The sequence below is a fragment of the Streptomyces sp. NPDC059009 genome (assembly GCF_042740175.1).
Taxonomy (GTDB): Bacteria; Actinomycetota; Actinomycetes; order Streptomycetales; family Streptomycetaceae; genus Streptomyces.
Genome location: NZ_JBHYJB010000011.1, coordinates 188,858 through 215,536, shown reverse-complemented (window position 1 = coordinate 215,536; position 26,679 = coordinate 188,858). Strand labels below are relative to the sequence as shown.

The window sequence follows — 26,679 nt, the reverse complement described above, 5'->3', positions numbered from 1 at the left end:
ACTGCTTGAGCCCATCACCGACGACCGCTTGAGCCCACCACCGATGACCGCTTGAGCCCACCACCGATCCCAGGACGTCCCCATGCCCATGGAGCCCGTCGTCCGCATCCCGTCCACCACCGCGGCCCCCCTGATCCAACGGCTCTTCCAGATCCCGTCCGACCCCCCGACGGCCCCCGAGCTGATCGCCGCCCGCACCACCTGGCGCGGCCCGCACGCCCCGGCAGGCCCGGACGACGTGCACCACACCGCGGGCGAGCTGATCCAGCTGGCCGCCGAGACCCACTCCGCCCCGACGGCCGAACTCGAAGCCGTGGCCCAGGTGTTGACGCGGACGCTGCTCGCCGCCGGAGAGCTCGACCTCACGGACGCCGACGCGGTGCGGCTCGGCCCGCAGGACTACGCGCGCCGGCTGCGGGGCGCCGTCCAGGGCGCCGACCGGGCCCTGACGCCGGATGCCGCGTGGTTCCACGACGAACTGCTCGTCGCCGTCTGCCTGCACGTCCTGCACCATCTCGTGCGCCACTCCCCGTACATCCAGCGCCACCTCCCGGAGCGCTCCAGCCGGATCCGTCAGCTCGTGGACCTGAACGACACCGAGGCCGCCGCCCGCCAGCCCGAACGCCCGCGTGAGGACGTCGAGTTCGAAGCCGCGTACGCCGAAGAGGTCGTGCGCCAGCACGGCTGGCTGCGCATCGTCGGCGTGGACTTCGCCAACGCGCCGGACCGCTGGCCCCTGGAGGACACCTACCTCAGCCTGGAGGCCGAGGAGTCCAGCGGCAGCGGCGTCGCGGGCGAGCAGCGCACCGTGCTGCTCGCCGACCGGGCCCTGGAGGGGCACGAGCGGGTCATGCTGCGCGGCGTCGCGGGCTCCGGCAAGACGACGCTGGTGCAGTGGCTCGCCGTGGCCACCGCCCGTGCGGGCGCCCGCGTCCCCTTCGTCCTGCCCGTACGCCGGTTCGCCCGCGAAGGGTTCCCGGCCCCCGACGACTTCCTGAAGGCCGTGCGCCACCCCCTGGCCGACCGGGCTCCGGAGGGCTGGGTCGTGCGCACCCTGCTGTCGGGCCGCGCCCTCCTCCTCGTCGACGGCATCGACGAGGCCCCGGAGGAGACCAGGGGCGCCCTGCGCGACCAGCTCCGCCGACTGCTGCGCATCTACTCCGGCACGGGCTGTCTGGTCACCTCGCGGCCCTCCGCCGTCGAGGACGGCTGGCTCGCCGAGGAGCGCCTCGCGGACGAGGGCTTCGCGGAGCTGTCCCTCGCCCCCATGTCCCGCGACCAGGTCACCCGCTTCGTCCGCGACTGGCACACGGCGGCCCGCAGCGACGACCACTGCCGCGAACAGCGCGACCGGGACGAGCTGAAGGAGTACGAGCAGCGCCTCCTGCACTCCGTACGGCTCTACCGCGAGCTCCGCCAGCTCGCCACCAACCCGCTGATGTGCGGCCTCATCTGCGCCCTGAACCGGGACCGCTCCGGTTCGCTGCCCAAGGGCCGCAAGGAGCTCTACGACGCGGCCCTGGAGATGCTCCTGCAGCGCCGCGACCCGGAGCGCGACGTCCTGTACGCGGACGACGTACACCTCCAACAGGGCCCGCGCGAGCTTCTGTTGCGCAAGCTCGCACAGGCGATGCTGGACGAGGGCGTCTCGGAGCTGCCGCGCGAGCGGGTCGTGGCGATCCTCGACGAGGCGCTGCCCGCGATCCCCTCCGCGCGCGCCCAGGGCGACGGCGAGAAGATCTTCAGCCATCTCCTGCACCGCACCGGCCTGCTGCGCGAACAGGCGGACGTCTCCGTCGACTTCACCCACCGCACCTTCCAGGACTACCTGGCCGCGAAGGAGCTGGTGGCCCACGGCCGGCTGCTCTCCCTCGTCGACCACGCCCACAAGCCGGCCTGGGAGGAGGTCATCCGCATGGCCGCCGCCCACGCGCGCCCCGATGAGTGCGCCGAGTTCCTGGAGCGGCTCCTGTCCGCCGCCCCCAAGCTGCGCCGCCCGCAGGTCAACCACCGCCGTCTGATGGCCGTCGCCTGCCTGGAGCACGTCACGGAGCTCGACCCGGCGGTACGGGACCTCGTCCACGAGCGCACGAAGCACCTCGTACGCCCGACGACGGAGCTGGCCGCCCGGGGCCTCGGCTGGGTCGGCCCGATCGTCCTGGAGCAGCTCCCCGACCCCGAGCAGGTCACCGACGACGCACAGGCGCTGCTGCTCGCCATCACCGCGACCCGCGTCGAGGACGACGCCGCCATCGACTACCTGGCCCGGCTGCGCGACCGCTCCTCCCTCAGCGTCCGCAACGAACTGGCCCGCTCCTGGCGCCGCTTCGACACCGAGCGGTACGCCCGCGAGATCATCGCCCACCTGGACCCGAAGGGCCTGTACTTCCCGGTCTCCGACACGGCCGAGCTCGCGGCGCTGCGGAGCCTGGGCGGGCGGCCCCGGGTCGAGCTGGTCGGCGTCATGGAGACCGCGGAACTCCGCGAGGGCCTGGAGCGCGAGAGCCTCACCCACCTCTGGCTCAACGCGGGGCCCGTCGACCCGGACATGGCGTGGCTGGCGCACTTCCCGAACCTGCGGGTGCTGCGCGTGAATCCACGGCTGCCGCGGGTGCGGAACGTCCCGGAGGGAATCACGATCACGGCGTAGCCGACAAAGAAGCCGACAAAGAAAGGGGCTGCCCCGGACCGTGTGAAACGGTCCGGGGCAGCCCCTTCAAGCATTCAGGCGCGGTCGCGCCCGGAGGCTATGCCTCCTTGCTCAGGTTCGGTCCGGCTCCGCCGCCCGCCGCCTGCTCGATCGGCGGGACGTCCGGCAGCGCCGTCTTCTCCTCGCCACGGAAGGTGAAGGTCTGGGTCTCGCCCTCGCCCTCCGTGTCGACGACCACGATGTGGCCGGGGCGCAGCTCGCCGAAGAGGATCTTCTCCGAGAGGGTGTCCTCGACCTCGCGCTGGATCGTGCGACGCAGCGGCCGCGCGCCGAGCACCGGGTCGTAACCCTTCTTGGCGAGGAGCTCCTTGGCGGACTGGGAGAGCTCGATGCCCATGTCCCGGTCCTTCAGGCGCTCGTCCACCTTGCCGATCATCAGGTCGACGATCTGGAGGATGTCGTCCTGGCTGAGCTGCGGGAAGACCACGACGTCGTCGACGCGGTTGAGGAATTCGGGGCGGAAGTGCTGCTTGAGCTCGTCCGACACCTTGTTCTTCATGCGCTCGTAGTTGGACTTCGTGTCGCCCTGAGCCGCGAAGCCCAGGTTGAAGCCCTTCGAGATGTCACGGGTTCCAAGGTTGGTCGTCATGATGATGACCGTGTTCTTGAAGTCCACGACGCGGCCCTGGGAGTCGGTCAGGCGACCGTCCTCCAGGATCTGCAGGAGCGAGTTGAAGATATCCGGGTGGGCCTTTTCGACCTCGTCGAAGAGAACCACCGAGAACGGCTTGCGCCGCACCTTCTCCGTGAGCTGGCCGCCCTCTTCGTAACCCACGTAACCGGGGGGCGAACCGAAGAGACGCGAAACCGTGTGCTTCTCGCTGAACTCCGACATGTCGAGGGAGATCAGCGCGTCCTCGTCACCGAAGAGGAACTCGGCGAGCGCCTTGGAGAGTTCGGTCTTACCGACACCGGACGGACCGGCGAAGATGAACGAACCGCCGGGGCGCTTCGGGTCCTTGAGGCCCGCACGCGTACGCCGGATCGCCTTCGAGAGCGCCTTGACGGCGTCCTTCTGGCCGATGACGCGCTTGTGCAGCTCGTCCTCCATGCGCAGCAGGCGGGAGGACTCCTCCTCCGTGAGCTTGAAGACCGGAATGCCGGTGGCGGTCGCGAGGACCTCGGCGATCAGCTCGCCGTCGACCTCGGCGACGACGTCCATGTCGCCGGCCTTCCACTCCTTCTCGCGCTTGGCCTTGGCGGCCAGGAGCTGCTTCTCCTTGTCGCGCAGGGAAGCGGCCTTCTCGAAGTCCTGCGAGTCGATCGCGGACTCCTTGTCGCGGCGGACACCCGCGATCTTCTCGTCGAACTCGCGGAGGTCCGGCGGCGCGGTCATCCGGCGGATGCGCATCCGGGAACCGGCCTCGTCGATCAGGTCGATCGCCTTGTCCGGCAGGAAGCGGTCCGAGATGTACCGGTCGGCCAGGGTCGCGGCCTGGACGAGGGCCTCGTCGGTGATGGACACACGGTGGTGCGCCTCGTACCGGTCGCGAAGGCCCTTCAGGATCTCGATGGTGTGCGGCAGCGACGGCTCCGCGACCTGGATGGGCTGGAAGCGGCGCTCGAGCGCGGCGTCCTTCTCCAGGTGCTTGCGGTACTCGTCGAGCGTCGTCGCACCGATGGTCTGGAGCTCACCGCGGGCGAGCATCGGCTTGAGGATGCTCGCGGCGTCGATCGCGCCCTCGGCGGCACCCGCACCCACGAGGGTGTGGAGCTCGTCGATGAACAGGATGATGTCGCCGCGGGTGCGGATCTCCTTGAGCACCTTCTTCAGGCGCTCTTCGAAGTCACCGCGGTAGCGGGAGCCGGCGACCAGCGCGCCGAGGTCCAGGGTGTAGAGGTGCTTGTCCTTGAGGGTCTCGGGCACCTCGCCCTTGACGATGGCCTGGGCGAGACCCTCGACGACGGCGGTCTTGCCGACGCCGGGCTCACCGATCAGGACCGGGTTGTTCTTGGTACGGCGGGACAGCACCTGCATGACCCGCTCGATCTCCTTCTCGCGCCCGATGACCGGGTCGAGCTTGGACTCACGAGCGGCCTGGGTGAGGTTCCGGCCGAACTGGTCGAGCACCAGGGACGTGGAGGGCGTGCCCTCGGCAGGACCGCCGGCGGTGGCGGTCTCCTTGCCCTGGTAGCCGGAGAGCAGCTGGATGACCTGCTGCCGCACCCGGTTGAGATCGGCGCCCAGCTTGACCAGGACCTGGGCGGCGACGCCCTCGCCCTCGCGGATCAGGCCGAGCAGGATGTGCTCCGTGCCGATGTAGTTGTGGCCCAGCTGAAGGGCCTCGCGGAGCGAGAGCTCCAGGACCTTCTTGGCACGGGGGGTGAAGGGGATGTGGCCGGACGGGGCCTGCTGGCCCTGACCGATGATCTCCTCCACCTGCTGGCGGACCGCCTCGAGCGAAATCCCGAGGCTCTCCAGGGCCTTAGCGGCGACACCCTCGCCCTCATGGATCAAGCCCAGGAGGATGTGCTCGGTGCCGATGTAGTTGTGGTTGAGCATCCGGGCTTCTTCCTGAGCCAGGACGACAACCCGCCGCGCGCGGTCGGTGAACCTCTCGAACATCGTTAATCGCTCCTCAGAGCGGTCAGGCAGTAAGGGGTCGGTCCCCTCCCTGTCCTTCCGCAGCTTAGTCCCGCAAGCGGGGACCGCTCATTCCAACTGCCGACACCCGTCCTTGGCCTCCTGCCCCGAACGCCGACATCTGCTCCAACCTGATGGTGCGAGACGATGTTCCCGCAGGCCAAGCAGTTACCCACTCCGCCACTACGCCGATGGCGAACGTGCGGCTGCTTCGCGAGCGTGTCGCCCCTCCCCACAAGGGATGTCTTACCCGTAAGGACTGACACTCCATGCGGCGCACCCCGGTTCCCTCCGCTACGGGCGAACACCCTTGCGCCGCCGAACCACCTCGCACGCCCCCATTTCGGACACACACCGTATCCGAGCGACGACCCGGCGTAACCCTTGGCGGGCTTGGGGTGTTGCTCCGGACATGGTCCCCACGGTGCCCCACCCCCGGCCCCCGCTCGACCGGAACGATCCGGTCCGGCGGTGGTACGAGCACGAGCTCGGCTGGGCGACCGCTCCGGGCACCCCGGTGCGGCTGCGCACGGGGCTGCGCTTCGACGTCCTGGAGCTGCCCGTGGAGGCGGGCCGCGCGGTGCTGCACCACCTCGGGCCGAAGGCGCCGGTGGCGGTGCAGGGCGGGGTGATGCGCATCCTGGTGGCCGCGGGCGGGGCGGACGAACTGCCGGGGCTGCTCGACTGGCTGGAGTGGGGCGGACTGCCCCTCGATCTCAGCGCGATCGGCGCGGGCGGGACGATGGAGGCCCCGCTGCCCCCGGGCCTGACGGGCGACCACCCGGGCCTGACAGGCGTACAGGGGGCCGCTGTCTGGCTGCGACCCCCCGAACCGGGATGTGAGGTGGAGCCGACGCTTCCGGCGCTGCCTTCCCTGGCGTCCCCCGACGGCCAGGGCCCGCTCCCCGGCGGCGGCACCGCGGGCTCCGGTCTGGTACGGCTCGTGGACACGGCGGCAACGCAGTGCCACCGGGTCCGGCTGCGGCGAATGTGCCGTCAGCCGTTGGCCTTCTCGTAGGCCTCGCGGATCGACGCGGGCACCCGGCCGCGGTCGTTGACCTCGAAACCGTTGTCCTTCGCCCAGGCGCGGATCGCCGCGGTGTCCTGGTTGCCGCTCGCGGCGGGCGTACGGCCCTTGCCGCGGCCGCTGGCACGCCCTCCGGTACGACGACCACCCTTGAGGTACGGCTCGAGGAGGCCACGGAGCTTGTCCGCGTTCGCGGTGGTGAGGTCGATCTCGTACGACTTACCGTCCAGCGCAAACGTCACGGTCTCGTCCGCCTCGCCACCGTCGAGGTCATCGACAAGAAGGACCTGAACCTTCTGTGCCACCGGATTTCCTTTCATCGATAACTTCTGGGCCGGTCCACGCGGCGTGAGGTGAGCCGCTGAATCGCCGTCCCCTGTTATATGCAGTACTGCAGTACGTCGGAAAGCAAACCGCTTTTGCTGGAAAAACACAAACCCCTGGGAGAGACCCACAGCCCCGAGCGGCCTGGAAACATGCGCGTTTCGGACATAGGCGACCGGGGCAAGGGGACTGCCCGGAATAGCTTCGCGACGATCACAGATGCAGAAGCATCCGGCTGTTGCCCAAGGTGTTCGGTTTCACTCGTTCGAGGCCGAGGAACTCCGCGACGCCCTCGTCATAGGAACGCAGGAGCTCGCTGTAGACATCTCTGTCGACCGGGGCCTCGCCGATCTCCACGAAGCCGTGCTTGGCGAAGAACTCGACTTCGAAGGTGAGACAGAAAAGGCGTCGGACACCGAGCCAACGTGCTGTCTGCAGCAACTTCCCGAGGATCTGGTGCCCCACTCCGGCGCCCTTGACCACAGGGCTCACCGCGAGTGTGCGCACTTCCGCTAGGTCTTCCCACATGACGTGGAGGGCGCCGCAGCCGACGACCTCCCCGTTGTCGTCGCGTTCCGCGACCCAGAACTCCTGGATCGACTCGTAAAGCGTCACGGTCGCTTTGTCGAGCAGGATGCCCTCACGGGCGTACGAGTCGAGGAGCTGGCGCACGGCCGGAACATCGGAGGCCCGGGCCCGGCGTACGGTGACCGCTTTCGCGCTGAGTTCGGCTGGCTCTGCTGGCATGGACGGACGCTATCGCCCCGGGGGCCGCTCCGTTGCCCCGGGGTTCTCCGGTCCTTGCACGATGCGCATCGCGTCGCTGAGCGCTTCTCGTTGTTCCGGCGACATCATGCCGAAGAAGGCGACGAGTGCGGCGGCGGGGTTGTCGCTCTGGGACCAGGCTTCGTTCATCAGTGCGGCCGCGTACGCGGCGCGTGTGGAGACGGCCTCATATCGATAGGCCCGCCCTTCCGCTTCACGGCGCACCCAGCCCTTCTGGTGGAGATTGTCCAAAACGGTCATGACCGTGGTGTAGGCGATGGACCGTTCCTGCTGAAGGTCTTCCAGGACTTCTCGAACGGTCACGGGGCGGTTCCACTTCCACACCCGTGTCATGACTGCGTCTTCGAGTTCTCCCAATGGACGAGGCACAGCAGAACAATAGTGGGAGATGTCACTAATGGCGTGATGGACGTGGCATACCTGTCATTTCCGCAACAAAAAGGGCGCACGACTCGGAATACCGACGAGTCGTGCGCCCTGGTCGGGCGTCGGGGGCGTGCGCCCGGTCAGGCGCCGCCGGTGTTCGGGGTCTGCCGGACGGCTTCGGCCCGGGCGACGGCGGCGTCCACGGCCGCGTCCTCCTTGGCCTTGTTGGCGCCGCCCTGGGTCTTCACGATCGTCACGATGAGACCGATGAAGAACACAGCCATCACTACGGGGGGTACGAGCGCGGAGACGTAGTCCATGCCCCCAGGGTAGCTAGCCCGCCTCGAGGTGCTGCGCCGGGTCCTCGGGCGGGGCGGGGCGGCGCTTGGGAGGGAAGACCTCGGCCGGGGTGGGGACGGGGCGGGGGTGCTCGGGCGTGGGGGCGGGGCGCTCGGCGGGCGGCTTGGGGCGGGGGTCCTCGGCGCCGCGGCCGCCGGGCAGGGCGAGCAGTCGGGTGCGCGACGCGGGCACCGCGGCCGGGGCGGGCGCCGCCGCGGGGACGCAGCGGCCCGCGAGGCGGGCGCGCACGGCCTGTTCGGCGAGGGCCCGGCAGCGGTCGAGGAGGGCGGCCGCCACGGGGTTGCCGCGCAACGCGCGCAGCGCCGCGAGGTCGTCGGTGCCCGGCTGGTACCCCGAGCCGAGCACCTCCTCCAGGAGCGTGAGATAGCCGGCCGCGGTGCCGGGCAGGGCCGCCCGGTAGCGGGCCAGGTCGGCCGTCAGGAAGGCGCGGAGCCGGGCCGCCTCGCGTACCGCCTCGTCGACCGAGCCGGCGAGGCGGAGGCAGTCCTGGACGTCCGCGTCGGAAGCGGTACTGGGGTGCAGGGCGAGGGCCAGAGCCCGGCGGAGCACACGCAGCTCCTCCGCGCCGAAGGCCATGCCTCCGCGTGATCCGTATGGCGTGGGCATGGGCCGAGATTACGCGCCAATCGGACAAAATCCGCTTAACGCCAATTTCTGGCGTGGCCCGGGTGTCAGTCGGGGCGGCGGCGGGAGAGCGCGAACGCGACGGCGCCGACGCCGAGCGCTGCCGCCGCGAGGACCGCGATCCAGACGAGGAGGCCGGCGCCGGTGTCGGCCAGCGGGGCGTCCTTGGTGATGTGCGGCTCGCCGTCCGGGCGCGCGGGCTCCTGCGGGCGGGTGGGGGCCGGGGTCTCCGTGACGGTCACCGTCTCGGTGGCGCCGGGAGCACCGGGGGTGTCGGGGGTGTCGTACGACGTGAAGTGGGCGGTGTCCGGGCGGACTTGGGGTGGTCCGCCGGCGGCGGGCGCGGCGGCCGCAGGGGCTGCCAGCGCGGTCAGTGCGGCCGCGGTCGTCGCCGCCGCGGCCCAGCGCCTTTTACGTCTCGCCCTGGTCTTCGTCTTCGTCACCCAGCCACGCCCATCAGACACCGCCCCAATTCCCGTCCCTGCGCAGACTCTTGCAGGGCCGGGATGGTTGTGCGCGACTTCTTGACGGGTCGTCAGCTGCGCGAGACGTTCCGCTCGTAGACCAGGCGCAGGCCGATCAGGGTCAGCCAGGGCTCGTGCTCGTCGATCACGGATGCCTCGCCGAGGACCATCGGGGCGAGGCCGCCGGTGGCGATGACCGTCACGTCGTCCGGGTCGCCGCCCGCGCCCGCCAGTTCGCGCGCCATGCGGTGCACGACGCCGTCGACCTGGCCCGCGAAGCCGTACAGGATGCCCGCCTGCATGGCCTCCACGGTGTTCTTGCCGATGACGCTGCGCGGCCGGGCCAGCTCGATCTTGCGGAGCTGGGCGCCGCGCACGCCGAGGGCCTCCACGGAGATCTCGATGCCGGGGGCGATGACGCCGCCCGCGTACTCCCCGCGCGCGGAGACCGCGTCGAACGTCGTCGCCGTGCCGAAGTCGACGACGATGGCCGGTCCCCCGTAGAGCTCGACCGCCGCGACCGCGTTGATGATGCGGTCGGCGCCGACCTCCTTGGGGTTGTCCATGAGGATCGGTACGCCGGTCTTGATGCCGGGCTCCACGAGGACGGCGGGCACGTCTCCGTAGTAGCGGCGGGTGACCTCGCGCAGCTCGTGCAGGACCGAGGGGACGGTCGAGCAGATCGCGATGCCGTCGATGCCGTCGCCGAGCTCCTCGCCGAGCAGCGGGTGCATGCCCATCAACCCGTTGAGCAGGACGGCGAGTTCGTCGGCGGTGCGGCGGGCGTCTGTGGAGATGCGCCAGTGCTCGACGATGTCCTCGCCGTCGAAGAGGCCCAGCACGGTGTGGGTGTTGCCCACGTCGATGGTCAGCAGCATGCGGCGCCTTCCTCTCCGCGCGCCGTGCCGAGGACAGAGGCGACAGGGGTGGTGGGTGGGGCGACGGGCGGGCGGGTGTTGCCCACGTCGATGGTCGACAGCATCAGTCCCGCACCGCTTCCCGCAGGTCGAGGCCGATGTCGAGGATCGGCGACGAGTGGGTGAGGGCGCCGACCGCGAGGTAGTCGACGCCGGTGTCCGCGTACGCGCGCGCGTTCTCCAGCGTCAGGCGGCCCGAGGACTCCAGGAGGGCGCGGCCGTCGACGATGGCGACGGCCTCCTCGGTCTCCCCCGGCGTGAAGTTGTCCAGGAGGATCAAGTCGGCGCCCGCGTCCACGACTTCGCGGAGCTGGTGCAGCGTGTCGACCTCGACCTCGATCGCGAGGTCCGGGAAGAGCTCCCGTACGGCCTTGAAGGCGGGGGCGACGCCGCCCGCGGCCACCACGTGGTTGTCCTTGACCAGGGCCGCGTCCGAGAGCGACATGCGGTGGTTGACGCCGCCGCCGCAGCGGACCGCGAACTTCTCCAGGGAGCGCAGGCCCGGCGTGGTCTTGCGGGTGTCGCGCACCTTCGTCTTCGTGCCCTCCAGGGCGTCCGCCCACGCGCGCGTGGCCGTCGCGATGCCGGAGAGGCGGCACAGGAGGTTGAGGGCGCTGCGCTCGGCGGTGAGCAGGTCGCGGGTGCGGGTGGTGACGCTCAGGAGCTTCTGGCCCGCCTCGACCCGGTCGCCGTCCTCGACGTGCCGCTCGACCTCGAACTCCTCCGCGCAGACCACGGAGATGACCGCCTCGGCGACCCGCAGGCCCGCGACGGTGCCCGCCACGCGCGCGGTGAAGTCGCCGGTGGCGACGGCGTCTTCGGGGATGGTGGCGACCGTCGTCACGTCCACGTTCTCCGGCGAGAACTCGAGGTCCTCGGCGATCGCGAGGTGGGCGAGGTCCTCGATCTGGAGGGGGTCGAGCCCGGCCTCGGTGAGTGCCTGCGCGAGGGCGGGGTCGAGGCCGCACTCGTCCATGCCGACGGCCTCGGCGTCGGATCCGGCGCCACAGCCGCAGGCGTCGCCGCAGCCGCCGCCGGTCGGGGCGAGAGGGAGCTCGTCGGGAGTGCTGCTCACGGTCACTTCTCCTGGGTGCGGGGGAATCGGGCGGTCTCGGTGGTGTACGCGGCCTGGGTCCTGTTGGGATTCAGGCGTACGACGATATGGCGCCGCCAGGTGGCGTCGTCCCGCTCGGGGTGGTCTTCGCGCCAGTGGCAGCCCCGGGTCTCCTCGCGGCGCAGCGCGGCGGCCACCAGGACCCGGGCCACGCACAGGAGGTTGGTGGCCTCCCAGGTGTCGACACCGGGCTCGGCGGTCTTGCCCTCCTCGTCGAGGGAGCCGGCCGCTTCGGCGTGGATGCGGGCGAGCTGGGCGGCCGCCTGGGTCAGGGACTCGGCGGAGCGGAGCACTCCGGCGCCCTCGGTCATGATCCGCTGGATGGCGAAGCGGGACTCAGGGGGCAGCAGCGGGTGGACCGGCGTCTGCGTGGCGACGGTTTCCGTGGGCACGCGCGCGTGGAGGGTGTTCTCACGGTGGCTCTCGACGATGTCCGCCGCGATCCGCTCCGCGTAGACCAGGCCCTCCAGAAGGGAGTTGGAGGCGAGGCGGTTGGCGCCGTGGACGCCGGTGCAGGCGACCTCGCCGCAGGCGTACAGGCCCGCGACCGTGGTGCGGCCCCGCGGGTCGGTGCGGACGCCGCCGGAGGCGTAGTGCGCGGCCGGGACGATCGGGATGGGGTCCGTGACCGGGTCGATGCCGTGGGCGCGGCAGGTGGCGAGGATCGTGGGGAAGCGGGTCTCCCACATGGCGGCGCCGAAGTGGCGGGTGTCCAAGTACATGTGCTCGGCGCCCTGTTCCTGCATGCGCCGCGTGATGCCCTTGGTGACGATGTCGCGCGGGGCGAGCTCCGCGAGCTCGTGCTGGCCCACCATGAAGCGGACCCCGTCCGCGTCGACGAGGTGGGCGCCCTCGCCCCGTACCGCCTCGGAGACCAGCGGCAGCTGGCCCTCCGCGTCCGCGCCGAGGAAGAGCGCCGTCGGGTGGAACTGCACGAATTCGAGGTCGCTCACCTCGGCGCCCGCGCGCAGGGCGAGCGCGACGCCGTCACCGGTCGACACCGAGGGGTTGGTCGTCACCGAGAAGACCTGGCCCATGCCGCCCGTGGCGAGCACCACCGCGGGGGCGTGCACCGCGCCGACGCCGTCGTGCTGGCCCTCGCCCATGACGTGCAGGGAGACCCCGGCCGTGTGGCCGTCGGGGTCCGTCAACAGGTCCAGGACCAGGGCGTTCTCGATCGTCGGTACGCCGCGCGCGCGGACCGCTTCGACGAGGGCTCGGGAGACCTCGGCGCCGGTCGCGTCGCCGCCCGCGTGCGCGATGCGGCGGCGGTGGTGGCCGCCCTCCCGGGCGAGCTCGATGCCGCCTTCGGAGTCCCTGTCGAAGTGGGCGCCGGCCTCGATGAGGCGGCGCAGCGCGCCGGGGCCCTCGGTGACGAGGGTGCGCACCGCCTCCTCGTCGCACAGGTCCACGCCCGCCACGAGCGTGTCGTCCAGGTGCTGTTCGGGGGTGTCGCCCTCGCCGAGCGCCGCCGCGATGCCGCCCTGGGCCCAGCGCGTGGAGCCGTCGTCCAGGCGGGCCTTGGTGACGACGACGGTCTTCAGGCCGGCCGCCGAGCAGCGCAGCGCCGCGGTCAGTCCGGCCACTCCCGAGCCGACGACCACGACGTCGGCGGCGAGGGACCAGCCTGGTGCGGGGGCGTGCAGCCGTATTCCGGTGGCACTCATACTCGGGCTCCGAACGTCAGCGGGATGTTGTCGATGAGGCGGGTGGCGCCGACCCGGGCCGCGACGGCGAGGACCGCCTCGCCGGTGTGGTCCGGCCCGGCCTCCGTGAAGTCGGCCGGGTCGACGAGCGCCAAGTAGTCCAGCTCCAGCGGGGGTTGGAGGCGGGCGGCCTCGTCCAGGACCTGGCGGGCGGCGGCGCGGACGGCCGCGGGGCCGCCGGGCGAGGTGCGCGGGGCGGACTGGGCCACCGCGTGCGCGTCGGCCGCCGCGCGGGACTCGCCGAGGGCGCCGAGGGCCGCGGCACGCGCGTGCGTGGCGGGTGCCTCGGCGGCCCGCGCGCGGAGGGCCTCCTCGGCCGCGTGCCGGTCGCGGCCCGCGAACAGGGCGTGGGACAGGGCGAGGGCGGTGCGGCGCTCGGCGGGCGACAGGAAGCGGTTCCGGCTGGAGAGCGCCAGGCCGTCGGGCTCGCGGACCGTGGGCACGCCGACGATCTCCACGTCGAAGTTCAGGTCGGCCGCCATGCGGCGGATGAGGGCGAGCTGCTGGGCGTCCTTCTGTCCGAACAGGGCGACATCGGGGCGGGTGAGGTGGAGCAGTTTGGCGACGACGGTGAGCATCCCGTCGAAGTGGCCGGGGCGCGCGGCCCCTTCGAGCCGGGCGCCCATGGGGCCCGCGCTGATGCGGACCTGGGGCTCGCCTCCGGGGTAGACCTCCTCCGCGGAGGGCGCGAACACGACGTCCGCGCCCGCCTGTTCGGCCGTCTTCACATCGGCTTCCAGGGTGCGCGGGTAGCGGTCGAGGTCGGCGCTCTCGTCGAACTGGAGCGGGTTCACGAAGACCGACACGACGACTTCGCCGCCCGCTCCCTCGGGGCCCGCCATGCGGCGTGCGGTGCGGATCAGCGTGGCGTGGCCCTCGTGCAGGGCGCCCATGGTCATCACCACGACGCGGCGGCCGTCGCCGCCCCGCGCGCGGGTGCGCAGCTCGTCGGCGGTGTGCACCAGTGCGGTCATCGGTCTCCCCCATCGGTGCCCGGCCCATCGGTGCCCGGCCCGTCGGTGCCCGGTCCGTCCGTGCCTGTCCCGTCCGCGCCCGGCTCCTCCGGACGCGGCCCGTCCGTGCCCGTCCCCCCGCGCGGGCCCGTGCCACCGCCCACGCTGCCCGCGAGGACCCCGAGGAGGTCCTCGGCGAGCTCCGGCTTGAGCAGGCCGTGGGCGAGCGCGCGGTCGGCGGTGGCGCGGGCCATCGCCAGATACCCGGCCACCGTCTGCGGCGCGTGCTTGCGCAGCTCCGCGACGTGGGCCGCCACGGTGCCCGCGTCCCCGCGCGCGACCGGGCCCGTGAGCGCCGCGTCGCCCGAGCGCAGGGCGTTGTCGAGCGCGGCGCCGAGCAGCGGGCCGAGCATGCGGTCGGGGGCCTCGACGCCCGCGTCCCGCAGCAGCTCCATGGACTCGGCGACCAGCGTGACCAGGTGGTTCGCGCCGAGCGCGAGCGCCGCGTGGTAGAGCGGCCTGGCCTCCTCCTGGATCCACTCGGGCTCGCCGCCCATCTCGATGACGAGCGCCTCGGCCGCGAGCCGCAGCTCCTCGGGCGCGGTCACGCCGAAGGAGCAGCCCGCGAGCCGCTGGACGTCCACGGGCGTACCGGTGAAGGTCATGGCGGGGTGCAGTGCGAGCGGCAGCGCCCCGGCCCGCAGCGCGGGGTCCAGGACTTTCGTGCCGTACCGCCCCGAGGTGTGCACGAGGAGCTGGCCCGGGCGGACGGCGCCGGTCTCGGCGAGGCCCTCCACCAGGCCGGGCAGCGCGTCGTCCGGCACCGTCAGGAGCACCAGGTCCGCGCGCTCCAGGACCTCGGCGGGCGGGACCAGCGGGACGTCGGGCAGCATCGTGGCGGCCCGGCGGACCGAGGCGTCCGAGACGCCCGAGACGGCCATGGTGCGGTGGCCTGCGAGCTCCAGGGACGCGGCGAGTGCGGGGCCGACGCGGCCCGCGCCCACGACGCCGACGGTGAGCCGGGCCGGGCGGTCCCTCGGATCGGGGTGCTGCCGGGGTCCTGGGCGGTCCCCGGGGGCCGGTTGCTGAGGTGCGTTCACGTGCTGACGCCTTCCGTTCCAGTCCGCTCGGGGTACCGGACGCCTCCGGCCCGAGAGGGGCCGGACCATTTCTCGTCATGTTAACGCGAATGCTTCAGGGCGCGTCGAGCGCTGTCCACAGGCTGTGGGCATTCGTACGACCGGGAGCGATGATCTGTGGATGACTGCGAACGACGAGGCGCCCTCCGAGCGCGCCGAAGTGACCCCGGAGCGGCGCCAGGCCGCGGTCCGCGGGGCCGAGCGCCTGCTGGCCGACCAGCCCCTCTTCACGCCGATCGGGGTGCGCCTCGCGGACCTGGCCGCGCGGGCGGCGGACGTCGTGGGCCCGGAGCAGCGGCCCGACATGTACGGGGACGGGGTCGTCGCCGCTCTGGAGGAGCGGGTCGCGGAGGTGCTCGGCAAGGAGGCTGCGGCCTTCTTCCCGACGGGCACGATGGCCCAGCAGGTCGCCCTGCGCTCCTGGGCGGGCCGCACCGGGAACGCGACGGTCGCCCTGCACCCGCTCGCCCACCCCGAGGTCCACGAGCGGGACGCCCTCCAAGTGGTCAGCGGGCTGCGGGTGGTGCACCCGACGCACGAGCCCCGGATGCCGACGGCGGACGAAGTGCGGGACTTCGAGGAGCCCTTCGGGACGCTGATGCTCGAACTGCCGCTCCGGGAGGCCGGTTTCGCCCTGCCGACCTGGCAGGAGCTGGAGGCGACGGTGGCGGCGGCCCGCGAACGGGACGCCGTGGTGCACTTCGACGGGGCACGCCTGTGGGAGTGCACCTCGCACTTCGGGCGCCCGCTGGACGAGATCGCCGCTCTCGCGGACACCGTGTACGTGTCGTTCTACAAGTCGCTCGGCGGCCTGGGCGGGGCCGCGCTCGCCGGGCCGAGCACCCTCGTGGAGGAGGCGAAGGCGTGGCGGCACCGCTACGGGGGCCAGGTCTTCCAGCAGTTCCCGACCGCCGTGTCCGCACTCCTCGGACTGGAGCACGTGCTGCCGCGCCTTCCCGAGTACGTCGACCACGCGCGCGTGGTCGCGGACGCACTGCACGAGGGCTTCCAGGAGGCCGGGCTGCCCTGGTTCCGCGTGCGCCCGGAGCGGCCGTACACGCACCAGTTCCAGGTCTGGCTGCCGTACGACGCGGACATGCTCACCGAGGCGTCGGTGCGCCAGGCCGAGGAGACGAGGACCCTGCTGTTCGGGCGCTGGTTCGCGGACGGGCCGCACGGCCTGTCCGTCACGGAGGTCACCGTGGGCGAGCCGGGCCTGGGCTGGATGGCCGCCGACGTGAAGGCGGCGGTCGCGGACTTCCTGGCCCGGCTGCCCCGGTGACCTCCCGGCACCGCACCGGGCCTTACGTGCGGTGCGGTGCCCGGTGGCCGGTGAGGAAGCGGGCGAGGGCGGCGCGGAACCGGCCGTGCGCGTTGCGCTCCTGGACGACGGCCTGGAAGCGGCCGTAGTCGCGCAGTTCGCGGACCGCCTGCCAGTCCTGCTGCCCGGGGGCGGGCGGGGTCGGGGCCTGGTGCTGGGCGGCACGGTAGGTGTCGAGCAAGTACTGCTGGGTGAGGCTCATGGCATCTCGCCTTTCATGACAAAGGCCGCTTACCGGACACCCGTAAGTCAAGTGTGGGCCGGGTGCGGGCAAGAAGTCAGGTGGATGGGTCGCCGGAGGTGGCCCGACTGTGGTCGACCGTCGGCCGGGGCTCCCCCGGTGACCACCACACTGCGCCCGCCGCACCGGGCCCGTCGCGTCGATTGACGGCGATCGTCAATCGACGGCGACGCTGTCAGTGGCCGGGTGCACCATGGCGTCATGAGCGTGCACATCGAGATCGCGGGACTGCCGCAGGAGCGGATCTTCTTCGAGCCGTCGCCCCTGGCCGAGCTGGGCGTGGCCCTGCACGCCCTCGCCGAGCCCGGCCACCACCCGGGCCTGCACGGCTGGGCCACCGCGACCACCGCCTCGCTCAAGCCCGACCTCGCCGACCGGCTGCACGAGGCCGACTTCCTGTGGCGGAACACGTTCTCGGACATCTTCATGCCGTTCGCCGGCCTCACCGACGGCACCGGCCGCCCGGGCACGACGCTCACCGAGGAGCTGGACCTCCTGGACCGCCTGGACGACGAGCGATTCGTCGCCGCCGCCCTGGAGTTCACCTGCGGCACTTCGTACAACGTGGGGGCGCCGTCCCCCCTCGTCGACAGCTACCGCCGCGAGCGCGCCCTGGAGCTGGCCGCGACCCGGGGCACCAGGCAGCTGGACTTCGCCGAGCGGCTGCTCCTCGACCCGCAGACCGTCCGTGCCTGGGTCCGCCGCCTCCTGGAGGACTGCGACGAGGCGTTCTTCGCGGACACCTGGCGCCGGGTCCGCCTGGAGCTGGCCGCCGACGCCCGCCACAAGACCGAGGTGCTGCGCCACAAGGGCCTCGCCGAGATGCTGTCGACGGTCTCCAGGGCGCTCTCCCTGGACGAGCGGGCGCAGCGCATCGTCGTCGACAAGCTCCCCCTGGGCTCCACGACCGCCGTCGACCCCGCGGTCGGCGCCGGGCTCCTCTTCGTGCCCTCGCACTTCGCCTGGCCGCACCTGATGGTCCTGCACGCCCCCGGCTGGCGCCCCGTCGTGCACTACCCGGTGGCCGCGCCCGAGCTCACCAACCCCACCTCCGTGGAGACCCTGGAGAAGCGCCTGACCGCGCTCGCCCACCCGGTGCGGCTGCGGCTCTGCCGGAACATAGCCCGCGCGCCGTACACGACAGGGGAGTTGGCGCACGCGAACGATCTGAGTGCGCCGGAGGTGTCCCGGCACCTCGCGGTGCTCAAGAAGGCGGGCCTGGTCACCACCCAGCGCCGCGGCCGGTACGTGATGCACCAGCTGGACGTCACGGTGGTCGCGCGGCTCGGCAGCGACTTCCTGGAGGGCATCCTCCGGTAGCCGGCAGGCATCCTCTGTGCAGAAGAGGCACCCTCCGGTGACTTGAGGCGCCGCTCAGGCGCCGCCGCCCCCGGCCCGCACCAGGCCCGTCTCGTACGCGAGGACGACCACCTGCACCCGGTCGCGCAGATCGAGCTTGGTCAGGATCCGCCCCACATGCGTCTTCACGGTCGCCTCGGAGAGGACGAGCCGCGCGGCGATCTCGCCGTTCGACAGGCCCTGCGCGACCAGCACCATCACCTCGCGCTCGCGGTCGGTGAGCCGCTCGAGCTCCTTGAGCTGGGGCTGTCCCCCGGCGCTCGGCAGCATCGGCGCGAAGCGGTCGAGCAGCCGCCGCGTCGTGGACGGCGCGACCACGGCGTCACCGCTGTGCACGGAGCGGATGGCGGCCAGGAGCTCGCCGGGCGGCACGTCCTTCAGCATGAAGCCGGACGCGCCCGCCTTGAGGCCCGAGAAGGCGTACTCGTCGAGGTCGAAGGTGGTCAGGATCAGGACCTTCGGAGGGTTGGGGTCCTGGCAGATCCGCCGGGTCGTCTCCACACCGTCCAGCTTCGGCATGCGGACGTCCATCAGGACCACGTCCACCGCGGTCGACCGCAGCGCCTCCAGGGCCTCGACGCCGTCGCCCGCCTCCGCGACGACCTCCATGTCCGGCTGCGCGGCCAGCACCATCCGGAACCCGGTGCGCAGCAGCACCTGGTCGTCGACGAGCATCACGCGGATCGACATCGGGGGGTCCCTTCAGGGAAATCGGCGACAAGGAGTGGGCTGTGGGGTGATGACAGGTGTCAGTGTGCAGGCTTGAGCGGCAGCAGGGCGCTGATGCGGAACCCCCCGCCGGGGCGCGGCCCCGCGTCCAGCGTGCCGCCGACCATACCGACCCGCTCCCGCATGCCGATCAGGCCGTGCCCGCTGCCGTCGGCACCGCCGTCCTCGTAGAGCTCGTGCGGTGCGCCCTTGCCGTCGTCCTCGACGAGCAGCCCCAGGCCGTCGTCGAAGTAGACGAGCCGGACGCTCGCCCCGGCGTTCTCACCGCCGTGCTTACGGGTGTTGGTGAGCGCCTCCTGGACGATGCGGTAGGCCGTGAGCTCCACGCCGCTGGGCAGCGGGCGCGGGGTGCCCTCGACCTTGAAGTCCACGGGCAGACCCGCGGTGCGCACCTGCTCGATGAGCTCGTCGAGCTGCTCGACGTCGGGCTGCGGGACGTACTCCCCGCTCTCCTGGTGCTCTCCGGTGCGCAGCACACCAAGGAGGCGGCGCATTTCGGCGAGCGCCTGGCGGCCGGTCCCGGAGATCGTCTCCAGGGCCTGCTTGGCCTGGTCCGGGGCGGCGTCCAGGACGTACGCGGCGCCGTCGGCCTGGACCACCATCACGGAGACGTTGTGCGCGACGACGTCGTGGAGCTCACGCGCGATGCGTGCCCGCTCGGCCGCCACCGCGACCTTCGACTGCGCCTCGCGCTCCTTCTCCAGGCGGTCGGCGCGTTCCTCGAGCTGGGCGAGGTAGGCGCGCCGGGTGCGGATGGAGTCGCCGAGCACCCAGGCGAGCGCGAACGGCACTATCAGGAAGCCCGTGAAGAAGATCTGGCCGAAGGTGCTGGCATTGTTCTCGGGCCAGCGCAGCTGCGCGAGCGGCGCCGCGCACAGGCCGCCCACGAGGGCGAACCGGGAGGCCCACTTCGGGCCGTCGGCCGCGGCGGTGTAGATGATCACGAGCATCGCGAAGTTCGCGACGTTCGTCTCCACCCCGAGGATCAGCTGGACCACGCCCGTGAACGCGGCGAGCAGCAGCATCTTCTCCGGCGCCCGGCGGCGCAGCGCCACGACGAGGCAGAGGGTCAGCAGCACGGGCAGCGCGACGAGGCGCGGTTCCTGCTGCTCCGCGTTGGTCTGCGCCACCAGGCTCATGCCGGAGATCCCGAGCAGGATGACGGCCCAGAAGCTGTCGACCCCGGTCGGGTGTCTGCGGAGGAAGTCGTAGAGGCGCTGCACGTAACCCAGCGTAGGCAGGCTCACGGCGCCCCGGGGTCAACCGGAGGTCCGATCCGTGCCTCGAACGCGTACTCCCCAAGGTGGAGGCCCGGCTTAGCCTTCTCGCTGTGATGAACGAGGCCCAGGGGACGAATCGGGACACGCGGCAGGGCTCGCGCGGCTGGCGCGAGGCGATGGAGGCCGCGCTGTACGGGCCCACGGGCTTCTACCGGAGCCCCGAGGGACCCGCGGGACACTTCCGCACCTCGGTGCACGCCTCACCGCTGTTCGCGGGCGCGGTGGCGCGGCTGCTGTGCCTCGTGGACGAAGTCCTTGACCACCCGGACGAGTTGGCCTTCGTCGATCTGGGGGCGGGCCGCGGCGAGCTGACGGCGGGCGTGCTGGCCGCGCTGCCCGCCGACGTGGCGGCACGCACGCGTGCGTATGCGGTGGAGCTGGCCGAGCGCCCTCAGGATGTCGACCCGCGCATCGCGTGGGTCTCCGCCCCGCCCACCGGCGTCACCGGTCTCCTGTTCGCCAACGAGTGGCTCGACAACGTCCCCCTGGACGTCGCGGAGGTCGCCCCCGACGGCACGGCCCGCCTGGTTCTCGTACGCGAGGACGGCACCGAACACCTCGGGGAGCCCGTCACCGGGGCGGACGCCGAGTGGCTGGAGCAGTGGTGGCCGCTGCCGCCGGAGCCGGGCCTGCGCGCCGAGATCGGGCGCCCCCGGGACGCGGCGTGGGCGACGGCGGTGGCGTCCCTGGAGCGGGGCCTCGCGGTCGCCGTGGACTATGCGCACGAGCGCGGCGCACGCCCGCCCTTCGGGACGCTGACGGGCTTCAGGGAGGGCCGCGAGACGGCACCGGTTCCGGACGGCACGGCCGACGTTACGGCCCATGTGGCGCTCGACGCCTGCGCGGACGCCGCCGGGGTTCCCGGTGGGCGGCTGCGCAGCCAGCGGACGGCGCTCGGCGCCCTCGGGGTGAGCGGCGGACGCCCGCCGCTGTCCCTCGCCTCCAGCGACCCGGCCGGGTATGTGCGCGCCCTCACGCGCGCGGGCGAGGCCGCCGAGCTGACGGCGCGCGGCGGTCTCGGCGACTTCGGATGGCTGAGCAAGGCGGTCGGGGTCGCGGACCCGCTGCCCCTCGACCCGCCCCCGGCCGGTCCCCTACTTGTCGATGTCCCCGACCACGAAGAAGAGTGACCCCAGGATCGCCACCATGTCGGCGACGAGCTGGCCGGGCAGCAGCACGGCGAGGGCCTGGATGTTGTTGTACGAGGCCGAGCGGAGCTTCAGGCGGTACGGGGTCTTCTCGCCCTTGGACACCAGGTAGTAGCCGTTGATGCCGAGCGGATTCTCCGTCCACGCGTACGTGTGCCCCTCGGGCGCCTTCAGGACCTTCGGGAGGCGCTGGTTGATCGGGCCCTGCGGGAGGTCCGCGATCCGGTCGAGGCAGGCGTCCGCGAGGTCGAGGGCGTTGTGGGTCTGCTCCAGGAGGCACTCGAAGCGGGCCAGGCAGTCGCCCTCCTCGCGCGTGACGACCTTCAGGGTGTCCTGCAGCTCCCCGTACGCGAGATAGGGCTCGTCGCGGCGCAGGTCGAAGTCGACTCCGGAGGCGCGGGCGATGGGGCCGCTCACTCCGTAGGCGTGCACCGCCTCTTCGGAGAGCACGCCCACGCCGCGCGTCCGTCCCCGGAAGATCTCGTTGCCGAGCACCAGCCGGTCGTACACATCCATGCGGGAGCGCACCGACGCGACCGCCGCCCGCGCGCGGGACGTCCAGCCCGCGGGCAGGTCCTCCTTGAGGCCGCCCACGCGGTTGAACATGTAGTGCATGCGGCCGCCGGAGATCTCCTCCATCACGTTCTGGAGCTCCTCACGCTCCCGGAACGCGTGGAACACCGGCGTGATGCCGCCCAGTTCGAGGGGGTACGAGCCGAGGAACATCAGGTGGTTCAGGACCCGGTTCAGCTCGGCGAGCAGCGTCCGCGTCCACACCGCGCGCGGGGGCACCTCCATGCCGAGCATGCGCTCCACGGAGAGCACGACGCCAAGCTCGTTCGAGAACGCCGACAGCCAGTCGTGCCGGTTGGCCAGCATCACGATCTGCCGGTAGTCACGCGCTTCGAAGAGCTTCTCCGCGCCTCGGTGCATATAGCCGATGACCGGTTCGGCGTGCTCGATCCGCTCGCCGTCCAGGACGAGGCGCAGCCGGAGCACGCCGTGCGTGGACGGGTGCTGGGGGCCGATGTTGAGCACCATGTCGGTGCTCTCCGCCGCACCGCCGATGCCGAACGTGGTCGTCTCCGTCGAGGGGCTCATGCGCACAGTCTGTCGTACGCGCGCGCGGGTGTGACCTCCCGTCCCGCCCCGCCACCCGGTCCGGGGGCGCTGTCGGACGCGGTCCGTACGCTTGAGGCATGGAAACGGGGACGGCACAGACGGCGGAGCCACCGGGGCAGCGGCCCGAACCGGTGTGGACGGGGCTGCCGAAGGCGCTGCTCTCGATGCGGCGGCTCCTTCTCGTGGCGTGGATGGTGCCGATCGCGGTGGCCCTCGGTGTGCTGCTCGGGCTCTTCGTCGGGCCGGTGTGGGCGGCGTTCGCGGTGCTGCCGCTCGCCGCCCTGGCCTGGGGCTGGCCGATGCTGGGGCGCAACTGGCGCTCGTGGCGGTACGCGGAGCGGTCGGACGACCTCCTGATCAGCCGGGGCGTGCTCTGGCGCGAGGAGACGATCGTGCCGTACGGCCGCATGCAGCTCGTCGAGGTGACGTCCGGGCCCGTGGAGCGGCACTTCGGGCTCGCCAGCGTGCAGCTCCACACGGCCGCCGCCGCGACCGACGCCCGCATCCCCGGCCTGCTCCCCGAGGAGGCCGAGCGCCTCCGCGACCGGCTCACGGAGCTGGGCGAGGCCCGATCGGCGGGACTGTGAGCGACGTACGCGAGTCGGAGGAGGCCAAGGACCCCCAGGGCCAACCGGGCTCCGAAGACGTACGAGAGCGGCGTCTGCACCCCTTCACGCCTCTGCGCCGCGCCTGGGCGCCCGTCGCGGTCGTCGTGGGCTGGGCGGTGCACGACCCGAGCGGGGCGCAGCGGCGGGCCGCCGAACTGACCGCCACCACCCTCCTCCTGGGCCTCGCGGCCGTCCTCGTGGCCGGCGCCGTCTACGGCCTGCTCAGCTGGTGGTTCACGCACTTCGCGGTCACCGACACCGAACTGCGCATCCGCACCGGGCTGTTGTTCCGGCGCACCGCCCACATCCGCCTGGACCGGCTCCAGGCGGTGGACGTGACCCAGCCCCTGGTCGCCCGGATCGCGGGCGTCGCCAAGCTGAAGCTGGACGTCGTCGGCGCGGACAAGAAGGACGAGCTGGCCTATCTCGGCCAGGAGGAGGCCGCCGTGCTGCGGGCCGAACTCCTCGCGCGGGCGGCCGGGTTCGCCCCCGAGCAGGCCCGCGAGGTCGGCGAGGCACCGGTGCGCGGCCTCCTCCATGTGCCGCCGCGCATGCTCGCCGTCTCCTTGCTGCTCACCGGTGGACCGTGGGCGATGCTCGTCGCCGCGCTCGTCGTGCCGCCCCTGTTGTGGATGGCCACCCACAGCGTGTGGACGGTCATCGCGACGGGGCTGCCCATGCTGGGCGGCGCGTTCGCCTCCAGCGCGGGGCGCTTCATCGGGGAGTACGACTGGCGGGTGGGCGAGTCCCCGGACGGGCTGCGCATCGACCACGGCCTGCTCGACAAAGCCCACGAGACGGTGCCTCCGGGGCGGGTGCAGACGGTGCGCGTCGTGGAGCCGATGCTGTGGCGGCGGCGCGGGTGGGTGCGCGTGGAGCTGGACGTGGCGGGCTCGTCCAACAGCGTCCTGGTGCCGGTCGCGACGCGCGAGGTGGCGGAGTCGGTGATCTCCGGGATCCTGCCCGGGGTGCGGGTCCCGGCATCCGATGAGTTCTCCCGGCCGCCCACGCGCGCGTGGTGGTGCGTTCCCGTCTGGTGGCGGGGGTTCGGACTCGCGGTCACCGACACGGTCTTCGCGGCCCGGCACGGCCTGCTGCGCCGCCGCACCTCGCTCGTGCCGCACGCGAAGGTGCAGAGCGTGCGGCTGATGCAGGGCCCCTGGGAGCGCTACAGGGGCGTCGCCGACATCCTGGTGGACACGGGCGCCAACAAGACGGTGACCGCCCGCCTGCGCCCCGCGGAGGAGGCGGCCCGGCTCCTGGAGGCCCAGGCCGACCGCTCCCGTACGGGACGCAGGGAGGCGGCCCCGGACCGCTGGATGACGTGAGGGAGGGCCCTTCCTCAGGCACTTGATGACGTGAGGGAGAGCTCTCCCGCAGGCTTCCTCCCGCAGGATCCCTCGGACTTCCTCAGGCTTGCAGCGCCGTCCGCAGCCGGCCCACGTCGATCTGCTCGGTCTCGTCGTGCGCGGTGAGGTCGATGACCTGGCCCACGCCCCGCTCGGCGTCGTCGGGCGAGCCCTGCTTGAACTCCGCCTCGGACTCCGCCTTGTGGACCGCGAGGGCCTCCTCGCCCACCACGTCGGCGAGGTCCTCGTTCTGCACGGCCTCCAGGGCGGCCGGGGCCGCCGCGGCCTTCGCCACGCTCTTCGTACCGAAGAAGTCGAAGCCGCCCTCCACGGCCGGGCGCCGCACCGGCGCGGGCGGCACAACGGCGGCCGCGGCCGGAACCGTGAAGTGCTGCCCGGCGACCGGGTGTTCCTGGCCCCGATCGCGGCCCTGGCTCTCGGCCGTCCCCGACGTCCCCTCCGAGGCCACCTCAGGCTGCCCCTCCGAGGCCACCTCCGACTGACCCGTCGGAGCCGCCTCGGACTGCCCCGACGGGGCCTCGCCCGTGCCGCTCTCCGCGGCAGCCGCCCCCGCGGAACCGCCCTTCTCCAGGCGTGCCAACGCCGCGTTGGCACGCAGGTACAGCGACGGCGTGGGGCTGGTGGCCGGACGGGCATGGCGGGCCGGAGGGGCCGGCTGGGCCGCAGGGGCCGGGCGCGCGGCCTGCTCGGGCCCGGTCGTCGTGGTCCGTGCGTTCCGCACGGGAGCACCCGGCGGCAGCGCCCGCGCCGGGGCCGTCGCCTCGATCGCGAGGAGACGGCGTCCCTCCAGCGCGCTGGCCCGCTCGGTCTCCGCGGTCGCGTACCGCCGCAGCAGCGCCGCGTGTTCGTTGCGCAGCGCCGCCAGCTCGGCCCGCTTCGAGCGCAGCTTCGTCTCCAGCTTGCCCCGCAGCTCCCGGGACTCCTCGAGGTCGGACTCGAACTCGGCTATCCGCTCCTCGTGCCGCCACTCGTCGCTCGCCCGGGACCTGGCGAGGTCGGCGACGCGTTTGCCCGCCGTGAGGTCCCAGCGGCGCATGACGAAGGAGCCGACGACGGCCGCCGCCGCGGCGGCCGAGACCAGGCCGCGGAGCACGACAGGTTCCGTGAAGGCCCAGGCGCCGCCGGCGCAGAGGACGGAGAAGCCTGCGACCGCCGAGGGAGGAAGCAGCCTGTGCAGGGGTGGGGAATGGCGGTGACGTCCACGTGGCATGGCCAGAAACTTACCGCGCGTAGGCGAAGTCTGGTGCCCCGCCTAGCAAAAATACGGGCAGCTCACCAATATCTTCGCTCAACTCCCCTCCCAAGGGGCACACTTCGACGAAAGTTCAGTCGAAACTTCAACTGACCGGCCGCCACTTCAACTGACCGGCGACCGCTTCAACTGACCGTCCGGCCCTTCCCCGGACCGGTCGGGCAGTTGAAGCCCGTCAACGCCCCGTCCGCCTCAGCGGGTCAGATGAGGCCCTTCGACTTCAGATACTCCTCGGCGACATCCGCTTCCTTCTCGCGCTGCTCGTCGACCTTCCTGTTGAGTTCAACAAGATCATTTGTGGTCAGCGTCTTGGTGAGCTTGGCGAGCGCGTCGGCTATGCCCTTGTCGCCCGCGGACTTGGCATTCACGACCGGAAGGATGTTGTCCGCGTTCTGCAGCTTCTTGTCGTCCTCCAGAAGCACCAGGCCGTAGCTCTTGAGCGTCGCGTCGGTCGTCGTGGTCAGCATCATCTGGTCCGTGCCGTTCTTCACGGCCTGCTTGGACTGTGTGGTGCCGACGCCCTTGGGGTCGATTCCGTCGACGTCGATGCCGTACTTCGACTTCAGGCCCGGCGCGCAGAAGGGCCGCGTCTCGCATTCGTCACCGGCCGCGATCTTGACCTTCTGACCCGACTTCCCGAGATCCGAAAGGGTCTTGAGCTTGTGCTCCTTCGCGTAATCCTTGGTCACCGCGAACGCGTTCTGGTCGACCGCACTGCCGGCGGGCAGCACCTTCAGGCCCTGGGGGTCGGCGAGCTTCTTCAACTCGCTCACCGTGGCGTCAAGATCACTCGACGCCACGGGCTTCGCCTTCGGGCCGTTCTTCTTCAGGTTGAGGAATTCGGCGAGCGTCGCGGCGTATTCGGGAGCGACATCGATCGCGCCCTTCTTGAGCTGAGGCTCGTACACCTCGCGGTTCTGCACGATCTGCACCGACGCGTCATATCCCGCGTCCCGCAGCACGCCCGCGTACAGCTCGGCGAGGACCTTCTGCTCGGTGAAGCGGGCCGAACCCACCACGAGCGAGCCCTTCTTGTCGCCGCCCGACTTGTCCGAGCCCTTGTCCTTGTTCTCCAGGCTGTCCCCGCCGCACGCGGTGAGCCCCGCGGTCAGCGCCACGACGGCCACGGCCGCCCCTGCCATCCGTCGCGCGCGACGCGTGTTGCTCTTCATCGG

General features: G+C 72.0%; 25 protein-coding genes. 7 read left to right on the top strand and 18 right to left on the bottom strand.

Annotated features, from left to right (window positions below):
* The first annotated feature begins 82 nt into the window (after positions 1-82).
* The gene (locus ACFWYM_RS14225; protein ID WP_384835187.1) at positions 83-2,650 is read left to right on the top strand and encodes an NACHT domain-containing protein; all 2,568 of its coding nucleotides are present in this window, start codon (positions 83-85) and stop codon (positions 2,648-2,650) included.
* A gap of 97 nt (positions 2,651-2,747) precedes the next feature.
* Here the strand turns inward: ACFWYM_RS14225 and ACFWYM_RS14220 are convergent, their stop codons facing one another.
* The gene (locus ACFWYM_RS14220) at positions 2,748-5,276 is read right to left on the bottom strand and encodes an ATP-dependent Clp protease ATP-binding subunit (RefSeq protein ID WP_384835184.1); all 2,529 of its coding nucleotides are present in this window, start codon (positions 5,274-5,276) and stop codon (positions 2,748-2,750) included.
* Between the two features lie 430 nt (positions 5,277-5,706).
* On the opposite strand from ACFWYM_RS14220, the gene ACFWYM_RS14215 reads away from it, so the two are divergent.
* On the top strand, positions 5,707-6,312 hold the full coding sequence (locus ACFWYM_RS14215; RefSeq protein ID WP_384835181.1) for an SCO3374 family protein: 606 nt from the start codon (positions 5,707-5,709) through the stop codon (positions 6,310-6,312).
* On the opposite strand, the gene ACFWYM_RS14210 is transcribed toward ACFWYM_RS14215, so the two are convergent.
* The 11 genes from ACFWYM_RS14210 to ACFWYM_RS14160 all read right to left on the bottom strand — a co-directional run bounded on the left by ACFWYM_RS14210 (position 6,291) and on the right by ACFWYM_RS14160 (position 15,035).
* On the bottom strand, positions 6,291-6,626 hold the full coding sequence (locus ACFWYM_RS14210; protein WP_384835178.1) for an Lsr2 family protein: 336 nt from the start codon (positions 6,624-6,626) through the stop codon (positions 6,291-6,293). The genes ACFWYM_RS14215 and ACFWYM_RS14210 overlap by 22 nt on opposite strands.
* Positions 6,627-6,858: 232 nt before the next feature.
* Positions 6,859-7,392, bottom strand: coding sequence for an amino-acid N-acetyltransferase (locus tag ACFWYM_RS14205; RefSeq protein ID WP_384835175.1), 534 nt, complete (start codon positions 7,390-7,392; stop codon positions 6,859-6,861).
* 9 nt (positions 7,393-7,401) lie between these two features.
* A complete protein-coding gene (locus ACFWYM_RS14200; RefSeq protein WP_384835172.1) occupies positions 7,402-7,734 on the bottom strand; it encodes a BlaI/MecI/CopY family transcriptional regulator in 333 nt (110 codons plus the stop codon).
* 203 nt (positions 7,735-7,937) lie between these two features.
* Positions 7,938-8,117 carry a hypothetical protein gene (locus tag ACFWYM_RS14195; RefSeq protein ID WP_384835168.1) on the bottom strand — a complete coding sequence of 60 codons (180 nt, stop codon included), beginning with the start codon at positions 8,115-8,117 and terminating at the stop codon, positions 7,938-7,940.
* A gap of 13 nt (positions 8,118-8,130) precedes the next feature.
* Positions 8,131-8,733 (bottom strand): hypothetical protein, encoded by a 603-nt coding sequence (locus ACFWYM_RS14190; RefSeq protein ID WP_384835165.1) that lies wholly within the window; start codon positions 8,731-8,733, stop codon positions 8,131-8,133.
* A gap of 95 nt (positions 8,734-8,828) precedes the next feature.
* The gene (locus ACFWYM_RS14185; protein ID WP_384835162.1) at positions 8,829-9,245 is read right to left on the bottom strand and encodes a hypothetical protein; all 417 of its coding nucleotides are present in this window, start codon (positions 9,243-9,245) and stop codon (positions 8,829-8,831) included.
* Between the two features lie 71 nt (positions 9,246-9,316).
* The gene (locus tag ACFWYM_RS14180) at positions 9,317-10,123 is read right to left on the bottom strand and encodes a type III pantothenate kinase (protein WP_384835159.1); all 807 of its coding nucleotides are present in this window, start codon (positions 10,121-10,123) and stop codon (positions 9,317-9,319) included.
* Between the two features lie 103 nt (positions 10,124-10,226).
* Positions 10,227-11,243: a carboxylating nicotinate-nucleotide diphosphorylase gene (gene nadC / locus ACFWYM_RS14175; RefSeq protein WP_384835156.1), complete on the bottom strand. Its 1,017-nt coding sequence runs from the start codon at positions 11,241-11,243 to the stop codon at positions 10,227-10,229.
* The gene (locus tag ACFWYM_RS14170; protein WP_384835153.1) at positions 11,240-12,943 is read right to left on the bottom strand and encodes an L-aspartate oxidase; all 1,704 of its coding nucleotides are present in this window, start codon (positions 12,941-12,943) and stop codon (positions 11,240-11,242) included. The genes nadC and ACFWYM_RS14170 overlap by 4 nt, the downstream gene beginning before the upstream one ends.
* Entirely contained in the window at positions 12,940-13,956 is a 1,017-nt protein-coding gene (panC, locus tag ACFWYM_RS14165; RefSeq protein WP_384835150.1) for a pantoate--beta-alanine ligase, read from the bottom strand. Before panC ends, ACFWYM_RS14170 begins: the two co-directional genes overlap by 4 nt.
* Complete coding sequence (locus ACFWYM_RS14160) at positions 13,953-15,035, bottom strand: Rossmann-like and DUF2520 domain-containing protein (protein ID WP_384835146.1); 1,083 nt, start codon at positions 15,033-15,035, stop codon at positions 13,953-13,955. Before ACFWYM_RS14160 ends, panC begins: the two co-directional genes overlap by 4 nt.
* A gap of 160 nt (positions 15,036-15,195) precedes the next feature.
* On the opposite strand from ACFWYM_RS14160, the gene ACFWYM_RS14155 reads away from it, so the two are divergent.
* Positions 15,196-16,356: a threonine aldolase family protein gene (locus ACFWYM_RS14155; RefSeq protein ID WP_384835143.1), complete on the top strand. Its 1,161-nt coding sequence runs from the start codon at positions 15,196-15,198 to the stop codon at positions 16,354-16,356.
* Between the two features lie 22 nt (positions 16,357-16,378).
* Here ACFWYM_RS14155 and ACFWYM_RS14150 read toward each other — a convergent pair whose 3' ends face one another.
* Complete coding sequence (locus tag ACFWYM_RS14150; protein WP_384835140.1) at positions 16,379-16,597, bottom strand: hypothetical protein; 219 nt, start codon at positions 16,595-16,597, stop codon at positions 16,379-16,381.
* A 240-nt stretch (positions 16,598-16,837) separates the two neighbouring features.
* Between ACFWYM_RS14150 and ACFWYM_RS14145 the strand changes: the two genes are divergently transcribed.
* Positions 16,838-17,956 carry a DUF5937 family protein gene (locus tag ACFWYM_RS14145; RefSeq protein ID WP_384835137.1) on the top strand — a complete coding sequence of 373 codons (1,119 nt, stop codon included), beginning with the start codon at positions 16,838-16,840 and terminating at the stop codon, positions 17,954-17,956.
* 54 nt (positions 17,957-18,010) lie between these two features.
* Here ACFWYM_RS14145 and ACFWYM_RS14140 read toward each other — a convergent pair whose 3' ends face one another.
* Together ACFWYM_RS14140 and ACFWYM_RS14135 are read right to left on the bottom strand one after the other, a co-directional pair.
* Entirely contained in the window at positions 18,011-18,685 is a 675-nt protein-coding gene (locus ACFWYM_RS14140; protein WP_384835134.1) for a response regulator, read from the bottom strand.
* Between the two features lie 59 nt (positions 18,686-18,744).
* Positions 18,745-19,947, bottom strand: a complete 1,203-nt coding sequence (locus ACFWYM_RS14135; RefSeq protein ID WP_384835131.1) for a sensor histidine kinase — start codon at positions 19,945-19,947, stop codon at positions 18,745-18,747.
* 110 nt (positions 19,948-20,057) lie between these two features.
* Between ACFWYM_RS14135 and ACFWYM_RS14130 the strand changes: the two genes are divergently transcribed.
* Entirely contained in the window at positions 20,058-21,134 is a 1,077-nt protein-coding gene (locus tag ACFWYM_RS14130) for an SAM-dependent methyltransferase (protein ID WP_384835128.1), read from the top strand.
* On the opposite strand, the gene ACFWYM_RS14125 is transcribed toward ACFWYM_RS14130, so the two are convergent.
* Positions 21,099-22,253, bottom strand: coding sequence for an NADH-quinone oxidoreductase subunit D (locus ACFWYM_RS14125; protein WP_384835125.1), 1,155 nt, complete (start codon positions 22,251-22,253; stop codon positions 21,099-21,101). The genes ACFWYM_RS14130 and ACFWYM_RS14125 overlap by 36 nt on opposite strands.
* 98 nt (positions 22,254-22,351) lie before the next feature.
* On the opposite strand from ACFWYM_RS14125, the gene ACFWYM_RS14120 reads away from it, so the two are divergent.
* Together ACFWYM_RS14120 and ACFWYM_RS14115 are read left to right on the top strand one after the other, a co-directional pair.
* Complete coding sequence (locus ACFWYM_RS14120; RefSeq protein WP_384835122.1) at positions 22,352-22,861, top strand: PH domain-containing protein; 510 nt, start codon at positions 22,352-22,354, stop codon at positions 22,859-22,861.
* A 74-nt stretch (positions 22,862-22,935) separates the two neighbouring features.
* Positions 22,936-24,210: a PH domain-containing protein gene (locus tag ACFWYM_RS14115; protein ID WP_384835235.1), complete on the top strand. Its 1,275-nt coding sequence runs from the start codon at positions 22,936-22,938 to the stop codon at positions 24,208-24,210.
* Between the two features lie 82 nt (positions 24,211-24,292).
* On the opposite strand, the gene ACFWYM_RS14110 is transcribed toward ACFWYM_RS14115, so the two are convergent.
* Both ACFWYM_RS14110 and ACFWYM_RS14105 read right to left on the bottom strand, forming a co-directional pair.
* A complete protein-coding gene (locus tag ACFWYM_RS14110) occupies positions 24,293-25,462 on the bottom strand; it encodes a hypothetical protein (protein WP_384835119.1) in 1,170 nt (389 codons plus the stop codon).
* Between the two features lie 242 nt (positions 25,463-25,704).
* Positions 25,705-26,676, bottom strand: coding sequence for an ABC transporter substrate-binding protein (locus tag ACFWYM_RS14105; RefSeq protein WP_384835116.1), 972 nt, complete (start codon positions 26,674-26,676; stop codon positions 25,705-25,707).
* Between the last annotated feature and the right edge of the window lie 3 nt (positions 26,677-26,679).